11 protein-coding genes are annotated in these 12405 nt (G+C 39.0%); 3 read left to right on the top strand and 8 right to left on the bottom strand.

The window, feature by feature from the left end:
* Positions 1 to 208: 208 nt before the first annotated feature.
* Positions 209 to 1576 carry an MATE family efflux transporter gene (locus B1R93_RS21045; RefSeq protein ID WP_088105886.1) on the bottom strand — a complete coding sequence of 456 codons (1368 nt, stop codon included), beginning with the start codon at positions 1574 to 1576 and terminating at the stop codon, positions 209 to 211.
* Positions 1577 to 1794: 218 nt separating this feature from the next.
* On the opposite strand from B1R93_RS21045, the gene B1R93_RS21040 reads away from it, so the two are divergent.
* Entirely contained in the window at positions 1795 to 2967 is a 1173-nt protein-coding gene (locus tag B1R93_RS21040; protein WP_088105885.1) for a hypothetical protein, read from the top strand.
* 88 nt (positions 2968 to 3055) lie between these two features.
* Here B1R93_RS21040 and B1R93_RS22815 read toward each other — a convergent pair whose 3' ends face one another.
* Together B1R93_RS22815 and B1R93_RS21030 are read right to left on the bottom strand one after the other, a co-directional pair.
* Positions 3056 to 3157, bottom strand: coding sequence for a YjcZ family sporulation protein (locus tag B1R93_RS22815; RefSeq protein ID WP_133058691.1), 102 nt, complete (start codon positions 3155 to 3157; stop codon positions 3056 to 3058).
* A gap of 126 nt (positions 3158 to 3283) precedes the next feature.
* Positions 3284 to 3478: a YwbE family protein gene (locus B1R93_RS21030; RefSeq protein ID WP_088105883.1), complete on the bottom strand. Its 195-nt coding sequence runs from the start codon at positions 3476 to 3478 to the stop codon at positions 3284 to 3286.
* A gap of 189 nt (positions 3479 to 3667) precedes the next feature.
* Here B1R93_RS21030 and B1R93_RS21025 point away from each other — a divergent pair, with 189 nt between their 5' ends.
* Together B1R93_RS21025 and B1R93_RS21020 are read left to right on the top strand one after the other, a co-directional pair.
* Entirely contained in the window at positions 3668 to 4045 is a 378-nt protein-coding gene (locus tag B1R93_RS21025; RefSeq protein ID WP_133058690.1) for an SET domain-containing protein, read from the top strand.
* 187 nt (positions 4046 to 4232) lie between these two features.
* On the top strand, positions 4233 to 4439 hold the full coding sequence (locus B1R93_RS21020) for a hypothetical protein (protein WP_088105881.1): 207 nt from the start codon (positions 4233 to 4235) through the stop codon (positions 4437 to 4439).
* Between the two features lie 250 nt (positions 4440 to 4689).
* Here B1R93_RS21020 and B1R93_RS21015 read toward each other — a convergent pair whose 3' ends face one another.
* The 5 genes from B1R93_RS21015 to B1R93_RS20995 form a co-directional block, all read right to left on the bottom strand.
* Positions 4690 to 5826, bottom strand: coding sequence for a mannitol-1-phosphate 5-dehydrogenase (locus B1R93_RS21015; RefSeq protein WP_088105880.1), 1137 nt, complete (start codon positions 5824 to 5826; stop codon positions 4690 to 4692).
* The gene (locus tag B1R93_RS21010) at positions 5826 to 6263 is read right to left on the bottom strand and encodes a PTS mannitol transporter subunit IIA (RefSeq protein ID WP_088105879.1); all 438 of its coding nucleotides are present in this window, start codon (positions 6261 to 6263) and stop codon (positions 5826 to 5828) included. Before B1R93_RS21010 ends, B1R93_RS21015 begins: the two co-directional genes overlap by 1 nt.
* Positions 6264 to 6275: 12 nt before the next feature.
* Complete coding sequence (locus tag B1R93_RS21005) at positions 6276 to 8375, bottom strand: BglG family transcription antiterminator (protein WP_088105878.1); 2100 nt, start codon at positions 8373 to 8375, stop codon at positions 6276 to 6278.
* A gap of 219 nt (positions 8376 to 8594) precedes the next feature.
* A complete protein-coding gene (locus B1R93_RS21000) occupies positions 8595 to 10016 on the bottom strand; it encodes a PTS mannitol transporter subunit IIBC (protein ID WP_088105877.1) in 1422 nt (473 codons plus the stop codon).
* Positions 10017 to 10249: 233 nt separating this feature from the next.
* Entirely contained in the window at positions 10250 to 12301 is a 2052-nt protein-coding gene (locus B1R93_RS20995) for a catalase (RefSeq protein ID WP_088105876.1), read from the bottom strand.
* Positions 12302 to 12405: the final 104 nt, after the last annotated feature.

Genomic DNA, 12405 nt, shown 5'->3' with positions numbered 1-12405 from the left:
GAACTGATTTTTTTAACTGCTACAGAAGGTATATTCATCTTACCTTGAGGAGTTTTTAGTCAATTTTCATACTATTCTTAATCTATTTACACTTTAACTGAAAGCTTTTTTAAAAGTCAATAGAAAAATCAAAAAAAACCCTCAAAAGTTCGTTTCTCTTGAGGGTTGATAATACTAATTACTTCTTTTATCTTTGACGGACACAACATTAAGCCGACTCCACGCTCTCCTCTTTCTTATGCTTTACAAGCGCCTTTTTCTCCCAAGCTCGACTTCTCCATCTCGCCCATAGTGCAATACCACGAACCCACTCATCGGCAATGAATGCAAACCAAATACCGATTAATCCCCAGCCAAAATGGATCCCTAACAAATAGTACATCGGAACACTAAAGCCCCAAATGACGATGACAGAGACAATCATTAAGTACCTAGCATCACCAGCAGCTTGTAGTGTAGCCCCATATACGAGGTTTAAGCATCTGCCTGGCTCTAGTAGAAAGCCCATAATCAGAAGAATTGCTCCCATTTTGATAATTTCTGGATCATTTGTAAAGAATCCTAGCAACGGTTCTCGAACTAAAACGATAATGGCGGTCATTATTAACGCCAACAGGATACTCCACCTCGTATTACGTACCCCTGCTTGAAATGCTTCATCCATCTTACCCGCTCCTATTAAATGCCCGGTAATAATTTGTGAGCCTCGACCGAGTGAGATTCCTAACACCATGACTAAAAAGAGAACATTTAAGCTATATATTCGCGTTGCCAGCATTTGTGTACCAAGTAGCGTTATAATCGCAGTTGTGACGATTTGACTACTAGAATAAGAGATAATCGTCGCCGATGACGGAATGCCGATGCTTAATACTTTTTTAAGTCGTTCCTTTTGTATGTCGATTAAGTCATTCCATGTTAGTTTTAAATTAACGCGATAGTAAAGCACCCATGCAAAGGCAAGGAGCGCAATAAATTGACTAAATGCGGTCGCAATCGCAACCCCTGGAACTCCCCATTGCGGAAATCCTAAAGCCCCATAAATAAACAGATAATTCCCGATAATGTTGATGATGTTCATCGCGCCGCTGACAAACATCGTTTCTTTTGTAAAGCCATGTGTTTGGATAATTACCGACATTGTTACACTCATCGCTTGAAACACAAGGGCTCCCCCAACAATCATTAGAAAGGTTCTTGCTTGCTCAAACAGCTCTGGTTCTAGCTGAAATAACTGGAGCAATTGCCGACTGAAAACGATAATGACAGTCGCCACGACGAGCCCAAAAACGAAATTAATTAAAACTCCATTCCCGGTATACTTTTTAATTTCATCAAATTTCTTGGCACCAAGATATTGAGCAACAACGACGGATGTTCCTGTCGCGATAAATTGAAAAAGAAAGAACATAAACATGATAAGCTGGTTGGCCACACCAACAGAGGCAACAGCTTCATCAGAGACTTTACTTAGCATAAACGTATCTGCTGTACGTAATGAAAAATGTAAGAGTGATTCGACAAAAATCGGCCATGTCACAGCTATTAACGATAATTTTTTTACATTAGATGTCATAAAGAACCCTTTCTCGTTGATAGTTACTAGCTTAATGTATTACGAAATCAATTAATATCTTTATTTAATAATTAATTATTTTACTAAACTTATTATGAGATTAAAAGAAGGAATTTAAAAAAGTCACCTTATTCTTTCCACATGTCAGGAGATTCTGTATTACAATGATGAGAGATGTCATTTGATATTCTTGCTATTATAAACCGCTGGAGGATTATATGAAAGCTAAAGCCATTCTAATATTATTATTTATTTTCATTATAAACACACTTTTTTTCTCCTATTCAACCTTTAGTCAATCGGAGACAGCCATTCCTTCCATTATGCGTCTTGAGCAAGGCTGGGAATATCAATGGGTGGATTCTCTTACAGAAGATACAGGAATTCCCGAAACTGGTTGGCTATCAACCGATAACGTCAAAGAACTAGATGAACCACGAAACAGCAGTGAAATCCTTTATTTGCGAAACACCATTCCTAGTAATGGTTGGAAGGACCCAGCATTGTTTATTTCGTTTATGTACGGGACGTTTGAGGTGTATCAAGGTGAAACGCTCGTATATAAGTACGGTGCAATACCGGAGACAAAGACGATTACCTATAAAGGGTATAACCGCCGCCATTTCATTGAGCTTGATGCAGCATCACCCTCGAATCAAATAACGATACGCTCCTACTCTAACGGGAACTTAATAGGTGTTGCTGGCGCCGTATCAATTGGCTCTTACTCCGCCTATTTAACGCAAATGTTTCAGGATGATTTTGATAAAATCGTCATTGGGTCAATTTTAGTTTTTATTGCATTCACTGCGTTAGGATTCTTCTTTATTAAGAGGTTTGCTGGTTTGTATTTCGGTTTTGCGGCCATGGCCCTCTGCGCTGCTCTTTACACCTTGAGTCTTTCAGGTTCGAAGCAATTGATTTTTGACTATTCTTACATTTGGATTTATGTGTTTCAGCTTGCGGTCTATTTCCGTTCAGCCTTTGATTTCTTCGTTATCGATAAATTGTTTGGCCCTGGCTATAAAAAGATCGTCCGTCGTATATGGCAACTGCACGTTACGTTAGCTACTATTGCGTTTATTTTGTCTTTAGTGAACCCAGACTTCTTTACGTACACAAAAGGAGTTTTTGAGAAGCTGTCAGCATTTGAAGTACTCATTGCGTTCATCATTGTCATTCGACTCTTTCTAAAAAGCATGGAAGGGAAACTTTTTGCGCTTGGCTATATGGCAATGGCGGGATTTATGGTACGCGATTTACTCGTGTTTACAGGTGTTCTCTATTTAGATAGGTTTTATTTGCTCGGACATATTGGACAATTTGCACTAGTCGTAGCGGTCGGGATCATATTAATAATGAGGCATCGGGAAGTGAGAAGTTTTCGTTGATATCGAAAGTAAAATCGTTGTCATGGAAATCGAGCTTGTTACAAAAAAAGGACAGATCATCCGACCCGCCCTTTTGGGGACTACTAGATTAATACCCTGTACCGTAACCACCAGCACCAACGATGATTAAGAGAATAAACAGGACAACAATTAAAAAGAATCCTGTTCCAGTATGCTTACCTGCACCCATGATGAACACCTCCTTTATAGAAGGATAGTTCATTTTATGTTCATCATAATTTTTTGCTTGTTTCCTTGTCATGAAATCGAAAAATAAATACGTCATTTATCCTAAACTAACATGAAACATGTTAGTTTAGTTCACTACTTCCTTCACTCTCCCAACGATTCCGTTTTCAAGCATAACTTTGATACCATGTGGATGTGTGGCCGAATTTGTAAGGATTTTTGCGACGACACCTTCTGTTAATTTTCCTGAGCGTTGGTCTTGTTTTTGAACAACTTTCACTTTCGTTCCTTGCTTTATATTGCCTCTAATCGTTCCTGACATTAGTATGTCCCTCCATTTCATATTAACTAGTATAGCATTGAACTGAAGTCTCATGATTTATACGAGGCCCAGCTTGTTTTAAATCATCTATCCTCCGTCCATCCAACCTGAGCCGCTCTATTCTCTAGCAGCAATTCATGTTATAGTTGGATGAAAGTAAAAAAAAGATGAAAAACGAAGGTGACGAACATGATTGAGATTAAAACTTCTAGTGTAAGTAAGGGCGAGTTCAATCGAGGAGTCTTTGCTTCTCAAGACATAAAAGAAGGCGAGCTTATCCATGTTGCTCCAGCTGTTCCTTATCCAAATGAACAGGATCAATTTATTGAGCAAACGGATCTAGCTGATTACGTGTATGAGTATGGGATTAATCACTCAGCTGTTATTTTGGGCTACGGGATGTTATTTAATCATTCGCATCAGCCGAATGCAACCTATGAAATTGATTTTGACAAGCATGTGTTTAATTACTATGCGTACAAAGATATAAAGGCTGGCGAAGAAATTTTTATTAACTATAATGGCGATGTTGATGACAATGAGCCTCTGTGGTTTGAAAAGGAATAAAGTGTACAGAAAGTGAAAAAAAACGTAGGGTGTCTCAAAGGTTATACATTGCCTTAAGACACCCTTATTCAGTTTTCACCTATCCACCTTTCATGCAAACTGTTTTTGCCATGCACTTTATTTTCGGTCACCAACCGTAGATAGATGAATAGCCTTATAATAAACCTAGATAAAGGGAGGATTTTCAATGCATTTGGGTCAAAAATGCAAAGACCTTTTAAGTTCAGCAAGCTTATATGTAATACTTGCTGAACGGTATAAGTATGTTGACCCTCAAAAGCATATGCACTTTTATCGACTTCACTTTAATTGCGTCATGCAGCTTGAACAACACTATATGAACCTTCATGGTCATAACACTCACCAAATGATCCCAGGACAAATGAATTTGTAGCCAAATAGTTAGCTTCTTGATTTGAATAAAATCACTTTACTTTCTTATAATAGTATTGTTCGAAAACAGATAAAAGCTATTAATAGTATTGTACATTTCTTCCCAACCTCTATTATATTTTAACATAAATATCCAGTTATTGATGTTCTTTTACGTTATTCCATACATTCAACTGAATGATATCCAAACACTAAAGAAAAGCATCCAGCTCCCTTACTTTCAAAGGGTTAACTGGATGCTTTCATAATCTTTATAGTTTTTGCAACACTAGCTCGACTAGTGGATGCCCTTTTGAGAGCTGACAAATGTCGTGAAGCACGTGCTCGTAGCCTGATTCTTTAACTTGAGCTTGAAGCGTAACAGCTTCATCATCTTCAGCAAAGTCGTATTTTAGTGCTGCAGCAATGACAGCGGCTAAGTTTTCTGGCTGAGCTTCTACATAGTCATAGTATTGAAGCGCTGGGCTAACTAAGCGATCATTCGGCCCTAATTTACGAATCGGGCCTCTAGCTACCCTTGGAATTTCGTCATTAATATGCGGATTCATGAAACGTGCAACGATTTTATTTAAATAGGTTGTATGATCGTCTTTATTGAAGTTATATTTTTGTACTAGGATTGCACCTGTTTCCTTAAGTGTGCTAATAACCGCTTCAGAAACTTCATTATGCTCCATAGCATCCTTAATCGTCTTTATACCCGCCTGATATCCTAGGTACGCTGCAGCCGCATGTCCTGTATTAACGGTAAATAATTTACGTTCAATAAACGGCGTTAAATCATCTACAAATGTCGCCCCATCAATATGAGGAGTGTCGCCAATCATACAAGACTTGTCAACAACCCACTCGAAAAAAGGTTCAACCTTGACCATGAGTTTATCCTCATTTACTTGGTTTGGCACAATTCGGTCTACTGCTGCATTAGGGAAGGCAACCTTTTGACTAATCCGCTGTTTCTCTTCGTCTGTAAGTTTTGCATAAACGTTTTCTTTTAAAAAAGCACTGCCACCTATCATATTTTCACAAGCTATGACATTTAATGGCTTTTCTGTTTGTTCTAGTCTCTTTCTTAACCCATTGGCAATGAGTTCAGAAATGATTACTAATATATTAGGGCCAACAGCTGTTGTAACAAGATCCGCTTCAGCAATCGCAGCGATTACCTTTTCTGGATGCTGAATGCTATTAATCGCTCTTACATTTGTTACAGTTGTTTCTTCGTTGTTCTCGTCTGCTAGCACGACTCGGTAGGCTTGCTTTTCATTTAATAAATCAACAATCTCTGTATTTACATCAACAAAGCAAATCTCGTAGCCTGCATCAGATAAAAGGCTACCGATAAATCCTCTTCCGATGTTACCTGCACCAAAATGTACGGCTAACATTAAACCACCTCGTTAAATAGGTTCAAAATCTCTTCTGCTGTTTTTGCTTCAACAATTTTTTGAATGTTCTCTTCCTCTGAACAGACAATCGCAATTTGCGAAAGAATCTCTAAATGCTCACCGTCTTTACCTGCGATGCCGATTAACACTTTCACTTCATTCCCATCACCAAAGTCAACACCGTGAGGGACTTGAATAATAGATAAACCTGAAGTAATGACAGATTTCTTTGCATCCTCCGTACCATGTGGAATCGCCACAAAGTTCCCCATATAAGTAGAGGTAAGTTCTTCACGTTCAAGCATTTTATCAATATATTCACGTTCAACATAGCCTTTATCTACTAGCACTTGACCTGTACTTCGAATGGCTTTTTCTTTAGTCGAAAAGCTTGCATTTAACACGATATTTTCTGTTGATAAAATTTCTTTTGTCATCATTTCCACTCCTTATTTATTTCCTTTTGTTTGATATATCTCTTTTAATTCACTTGCTAAAAGCTTTAAAATTTCCTCTTTTGAACTAGATTGAAAATGTTCAATTGATGCTTCATCTCGAATAATTAGTGAGCTAATACCACTAAGAATTTCTAATGTCTCATCATCAATAGTCTTTGGCGAAAGCATAAGTAGTATCGTATTAATCGCTAGGTCGGAATCATCCATCGCTTTTACGGTTTGGGTGTTTGCAAGTCTCCCAATAATAAAACTTGGAATACGAATGTCATCACTTCTCGTATGATAGAGAGCAAGGGTTGTTCCTGGTATGCCAAGCCCACCGATTTCCTCTCGTTTTAACAGGTCTGCTAAAACACCTTTAACGTTTGTGACAACATTCTGCTCGTATAACTGCTCGCACAGGTATTTTAAAGATTCTTCTATCAATTGTTCGGGAAGTTCGAATATGTTGAAACCATGTAACAGGTGATAAATTGCACTCGTATAATTCCTCGTTCTTTCAATTTCTTGAAGAAAAATGTTGCTATCGAGAGGCTTTAATTCTCCTTCATCTCCCCTGGTGTTTGTTCGAATCACTGCTTCCTTGTTTAAGAGGGAACGCTTAATTTTAGCAATTTCCTCTTTCGATAACAGTGGACTCACGATTACATAGTTTTCGTTCAAATCTTTTAAAGGAATCGTTGATACGATTGTGTCGAATTCCTTTACATTCATTCGATCTAAATCAAATAATGACGCACTCACTGTTTTTAATCCAGGAATCTCTCGCTCTAATTGCGTTGAAAGCATTTTAGACGTGCCAATTCCACTTGAACAAACGACTAATATGTTTACATCCTTTCCTTCACCCTTATTTAGAAGAGCTGAAGCAAAATGCATGACCAAATAACCGATTTCTTCTTTTGGTACGTGGAGCTCTGTGAAGATTTCTTTCACTCCTTTTTCTAAAATCGAAAACAACTCTTGATAATCGTCTTGAATTCGAGAAAGAAGAGGGTTTGAAATCCCCATTTTTTGCTTTATTCGATACAAGGCTGGTCTTAAATGTGCAACTAAGCCCTGAAATAAAGGCTGGTTCTTCGTTAAGTCACGATTCAGCTCTCGACTAACAAACCGAATGAGGTGCTGCGCTAACAAGCCGATCTGTAGACTCGTATCCTCTAGCAGGTCATCATGATCATTACGCAGCTTGGCTCCCATTAAATGCATCGTAATATAGCCGATTTCCCCGTGGGAGATTTTGATTCGAAACACTTCTTCTAAACCTGCAACGATCTTTTCAGCAACCTTAAATTCTTTTGTATCCTTTAAACTATTTAAATACTCGTGATCAAAATTAATATCTTCTCCTTGGAGAATCCGTTCAATCGCCAGTGCTAGATGGACAACAAGACCAATATAGGCACTGTCTGCAATGGAGTATGGGAGTTCATTTTTTATTAGATCAATTTGCTTTTCAATAATATGAAGCTTCTTTTTTTCCACTAACCCGAGAAGCCGATCCGTTACCGTATCAACGGTTTGTGAGGATTTTTTTTGAATTGTTTCTTTAATCATTGAGATAAACTCAAATTCATCAATATTTTCGGTAATTAGCTTACTCATCGCTCTGCGTTTCGCAGATTCTGACCCGATGATTTCAACACCATAGCCTCGTTTTCTTACTAATGCTAAATCAACTCCTGCAAGACGGTCTTCGATTTTATTAAGGTCGTTACTAATCGTCGCAATCGTTACATTTAAATCATTAGCTAGTGCGATTAGTTTCACGGGTTCTGTCGTATCAAGTAATTCCGAGAAAATAATCGTTTGGCGTTCTTCAGGTGTGTATTCATTATGGTTTAAATTAAACAGGTACATTTTTAATTTATCAATATTCTCTTCATCACCAGTTACTTGAATGCCCATGCCTGATTTTTTAGTTAATTCAAGACCATATTCTCTTAACGTCTCTTCTACCCCTTTTAAATCACGATGAACGGTTCGCGGACTGACGGATAATTCATCCGCTACATCCTTTACCGTCATTAGGTCTTCATTTGTATTAAGTAAAAACTCAAGTATTTTTCGTTCCCTTGCCGAAATATACATAATATCCACTCCACTATGATGACGCTAATGTTCTATTATTAGCAAAGTTGCTGACAAATATAAATAATTCGCTCTTACACCTTTTATGATAGAACGAGTAAGACGCTATCTCAATAAGAGGAAAATACATTTTCGTCACATCAATTGTTGCCATCATTTAATTGTTTGCTATGAAAAAAATGAGACTGCCTCTAAAAAGAGTAGTCTCATGTAAAACAGTTATAGTAATTCATCAATTAACTCATCATATTTCGGACTGTTTAAGAAGTTATCAACCGAAATATGCTGAGCACCCGGATGCTTCTCTTTTGCACGAGATGTTAAATCCTTGTGGGTAATCACGATATCGGCATCATTTGGAATATTGTTGATGGACGTATTCGTAATATCGATCTCTAATCCAGCTTTTTTCGCCTTGTTTTTCAAAATCGAAGCTCCCATAGCACTTGAGCCCATTCCAGCATCACATGCGAAAATGATTTTGTTTACATTACTTACATCAATTGTATTCTCTGTATTCGCCTCAAATGAACCTGCTACTGAGCTTTTCTTGCCTTTTAGCTGTTCCATTTTCGAAGCGGCATTCGAGATATCCTCTTCGCCCGCGATTTTGCTAGTTTTTAAAATCAACGAAGCGATAATGAATGAAACTGCTGCAGCTACGATGACTCCTAAGATGACACCAATATGATCGCCTCTAGGTGTCATCGCCATAAGTGCGAAAATACTTCCTGGAGATGGTGGTGCTACTAAGCCTGCGTTAAATAATGTGAAGGTGAATACACCACTTACGCCACCCGCAATCGCTGCTAGGATTAATAACGGTTTCATTAAAATATACGGGAAGTAAATCTCATGAATCCCACCAAAGAAGTGAATGATAATCGCTCCTGGTGATGTTTGTTTTGCTGTTCCTTTACCGAAAATCATGAATGCTAATAGAATTCCAAGACCTGGCCCAGGGTTCGTTTCAAGCAGGAATAAAATTGATTTACCTGCTTCTGCTGCTTCCTTCGCTCCCAATGGACTTAAAATTCCATGATTAATTGCGTTGTTAAGGAATAATACTTTAGCTGGTTCAATAAAAATATTCGCTAGTGGAAGTAATCCAGCAGCAACAATCACTTGAACCCCGGCGGCTAATACTTGATTTAGCCCAACAACAACTGGTCCAACTCCTACAAATGCAATAAGGGTTAAAATCCCTGCTAAAATCCCTGCTGAGAAGTTATTTACTAACATCTCAAATCCTTGTCTTACTTTAGGCTGGATGTATTGGTCTACCTTTTTAATTAACCAACCACCTAGTGGCCCCATAATCATCGCACCGAGGAACATCGGAATATCCGATCCGACGATAACCCCCATTGTTGCGGTTGCACCTACGACACCACCACGGCCATCGTAAATCATTTTCCCCCCGGTATACCCGATTAATAATGGCAGTAAATAAGTGATCATTGGCCCAACAAGCTGTGCTAGCTCTTCATTTGGAAGCCAACCAGTAGGAATGAATAATGCAGTTATAATTCCCCATGCAATGAATGCACCAATATTCGGCATAATCATACCGCTTAAATAACTACCAAAACGTTGAATCTTTACACGATAATCCGGTTTTGATGTTTTTTGTTTTGCCATCTCTATTCTCCTTTCGTTGACCCTTTTTATTTTCTAAAATAATACCTTACAAGTCTTATGATAAGCCTGAAATAAAGCGGTATCAATTTAAAGAAAAGAGCATTTTGTCATTCACAATGTTGTCATAATTAAATTAACAGCTACTTATTGTCATTATTCTCCACTTATGTATAAAAGTATTAACCATGCAAAAAAACCATCGTCTCTCTTAAAGACGATGGTTTTATAAGGGCTTACACTTTTTCCCTTTGCCAATAACGATGCTCTGCCATCGCTTGGATAAAGGCTTGCGCAAACCACTCCATATCATCAGCCATTACAACACCTGGGCTGTTTCCTATCCCGTCAACCTCAAGCCATCGTTTGCCTTCATGAGTAGCACCGATCGGTTTATACTGATTAAAGGCTTCTTTAATGAAGGAGGCGGCATCCTTATTGAATGTAACGTTTTCGTGACTGCCCCTTACCATATACACCCCGTCATAAAGGGCTGCATCTGTCGTTAGGAAATTATGTTGAACATCAAAGGTTGTACCGCTGCTTCCTGTTACCGTTCCTAAGTTTTCACTAATAAACTCCGGAAGAATACCATAGTGCAGGAACATTTTTAATACATACGTTACATCAGCATCGTTAAAGCCATCTGTCAGAATAACGGCCACCTTCCGTGTCGCCGGACTTTTCCGACTGTTTAACTGACTAAGGGCAGGTGATGCCTTTGTCACAGTTGACCCACCACTTTTAGGAATGTTCGCTCCGATGTTTTTGGCGACTGGAATCGCCAAATCAAGACTGACGTTCGCAAACATGTCAACAACTTGCTGCCTAACGGATTCACTTTTTACATGACCGAGCTCAAACGTAAAGGCATCAATAATATGCTCCTTCTCTACCAGGGTCATGCTATTCCAAAACAATGTCGCCTGTGAGAAATGGTCTTTAAAGCTATCGCTTCGACTACGGACTTTGCGTCCTTCGACCTTTTCTTCATAATGCGTATAGCCACCTTCCTTTGGACTTGCCGGAGCTGGTGTATTTCCCGCTAGTGAATTCTTATGATAGTCGACTCTTCCAACATTAATCGTCTGACGATGGAAACCGTCTCGCTGATTGTTATGGAACGGACAGATAGGCTTATTGATCGGGATCTCATGGAAATTAGGTCCTCCTAAACGCAGCAGCTGCGTATCCGTATAAGAAAATAACCTTGCCTGAAGAAGTGGATCATTTGTAAAGTCAATGCCTGGCACGACATGACCGGGATGAAAAGCAACCTGCTCTGTTTCCGCAAAGAAATTATCAACATTGCGATTTAATGTTAATTTTCCGATAATATGTACCGGAACATCTTCTTCAGGCCATAGCTTCGTAGCATCTAAAATATCGAAGTCGAACGCAAACTCATCTTTTTCAGGAAGAATTTGAACGCCTAGCTCATATTCAGGAAACTGCCCTCTTTCAATTGCCGACCATAAATCACGTCGATGATAATCAGGGTCTTTTCCAGCAATCGTTTGCGCCTCCTCCCATACGATTGAGTGCGTCCCTAATACAGGCTTCCAGTGGAACTTCACAAAAAAGGCCTCACCTTGATCGTTCACAAAGCGGAACGTATGGACACCGAAGCCCTCCATCATTCGAAAGCTTCGTGGAATCGCCCGGTCAGACATAATCCACATAATCATATGGGCCGATTCTTGATTGTTTGCAACAAAATCCCAAAACGTATCATGCGCCGTTGAAGCTTGTGGAATCTCATTATGAGGCTCCGGTTTAAACGCATGAACCACATCCGGAAACTTAATCCCATCCTGAATGAAAAAAACAGGAATATTGTTAGCAACTAAGTCATAATTCCCTTCCTCTGTATAAAATTTCGTCGCAAACCCACGCGCATCGCGAACCGTATCCGCGGAGCCACGCGAGCCATTCACCGTGGAAAACCGGACAAAAACAGGCGTCTTTTTCGTTGGGTCTTGTAAAAATTTTGCCTTCGTATATTTCGCCATGCTTTGATACACCTGAAACTCACCATGAGCCGCGAACCCACGTGCATGAACGACACGCTCAGGAATGCGCTCATGATCAAAATGAGTTAATTTTTCACGGAAATGAAAATCCTCCATTAACGTCGGTCCACGCTCACCTGCTTTTAATGAAAATTCATCTTCCGCCATTTTTAATCCTTGATTCGTCGTTAGCTTTTTCCCTTTATCATCAACACGAAAATAGTCAAGCTGTTGATTTTTCAGGTTTTTCTTCTTACTTTTAGAATCATCCTTCATCCGAACACCCCTCCTTTTGATTCATGTGTATGAAAGGAGAGATGTAATTATTATCCAAGCAGTCATTTTAATTGTCACACTTTTCTACCCTATATCGTCTTAAG

The sequence above is a fragment of the Halalkalibacter urbisdiaboli genome (assembly GCF_002156385.1).
GTDB classification, from domain to species: domain Bacteria; phylum Bacillota; class Bacilli; order Bacillales; family Bacillaceae_D; genus Halalkalibacter_A; species Halalkalibacter_A urbisdiaboli.
The sequence above is the reverse complement of the archived record's forward strand: the minus strand, read 5'-3'. Positions and strand labels throughout refer to the sequence as shown.

Excerpts from the sequence above, each read along its gene's own strand:
- B1R93_RS21045 (WP_088105886.1), bottom strand. The coding sequence starts at position 1,576 with ATGACATCTAATGTAAAAAAATTATCGTTAATAGCTGTGACATGGCCG.
- B1R93_RS21040 (WP_088105885.1), top strand. The coding sequence starts at position 1,795 with ATGAAAGCTAAAGCCATTCTAATATTATTATTTATTTTCATTATAAAC.
- B1R93_RS22815 (WP_133058691.1), bottom strand. The coding sequence starts at position 3,157 with ATGGGTGCAGGTAAGCATACTGGAACAGGATTCTTTTTAATTGTTGTC.
- B1R93_RS21030 (WP_088105883.1), bottom strand. The coding sequence starts at position 3,478 with ATGTCAGGAACGATTAGAGGCAATATAAAGCAAGGAACGAAAGTGAAA.
- B1R93_RS21025 (WP_133058690.1), top strand. The coding sequence starts at position 3,668 with ATGATTGAGATTAAAACTTCTAGTGTAAGTAAGGGCGAGTTCAATCGA.
- B1R93_RS21020 (WP_088105881.1), top strand. The coding sequence starts at position 4,233 with ATGCATTTGGGTCAAAAATGCAAAGACCTTTTAAGTTCAGCAAGCTTA.
- B1R93_RS21015 (WP_088105880.1), bottom strand. The coding sequence starts at position 5,826 with ATGTTAGCCGTACATTTTGGTGCAGGTAACATCGGAAGAGGATTTATC.
- B1R93_RS21010 (WP_088105879.1), bottom strand. The coding sequence starts at position 6,263 with ATGACAAAAGAAATTTTATCAACAGAAAATATCGTGTTAAATGCAAGC.
- B1R93_RS21005 (WP_088105878.1), bottom strand. The coding sequence starts at position 8,375 with ATGTATATTTCGGCAAGGGAACGAAAAATACTTGAGTTTTTACTTAAT.
- B1R93_RS21000 (WP_088105877.1), bottom strand. The coding sequence starts at position 10,016 with ATGGCAAAACAAAAAACATCAAAACCGGATTATCGTGTAAAGATTCAA.
- B1R93_RS20995 (WP_088105876.1), bottom strand. The coding sequence starts at position 12,301 with ATGAAGGATGATTCTAAAAGTAAGAAGAAAAACCTGAAAAATCAACAG.